The sequence below is a fragment of the Xanthomonas sp. XNM01 genome (assembly GCF_014851915.1).
Classification (GTDB): Bacteria; Pseudomonadota; Gammaproteobacteria; order Xanthomonadales; family Xanthomonadaceae; genus Pseudoxanthomonas.
Genome location: NZ_JACVAP010000020.1, coordinates 1 through 255, shown reverse-complemented (window position 1 = coordinate 255; position 255 = coordinate 1). Strand labels below are relative to the sequence as shown.

Below are 255 nucleotides of genomic sequence, written 5' to 3'. Positions count from 1 at the left end.
TTAGGAGGAGACCGCCCCAGTCAAACTACCCACCATACACGGTCCCCGACCCGGATTACGGGCCCAGGTTAGAACGTCAAGCACATCAGGGTGGTATTTCAAGGATGGCTCCACTGCAGCTAGCGCCGCAGTTTCATAGCCTCCCACCTATCCTACACAGACGAACTCAACGTTCAGTGTAAAGCTATAGTAAAGGTTCACGGGGTCTTTCCGTCTTGCCACGGGAACGCTGCATCTTCACAGCGATTTCAATTT

Annotated in this window: 1 rRNA gene; it reads right to left on the bottom strand. The window is 52.9% G+C overall.

From position 1 onward, the window contains the following. A 23S ribosomal RNA gene (locus IB242_RS20275) occupies positions 1 to 255 on the bottom strand; the annotation flags it as partial.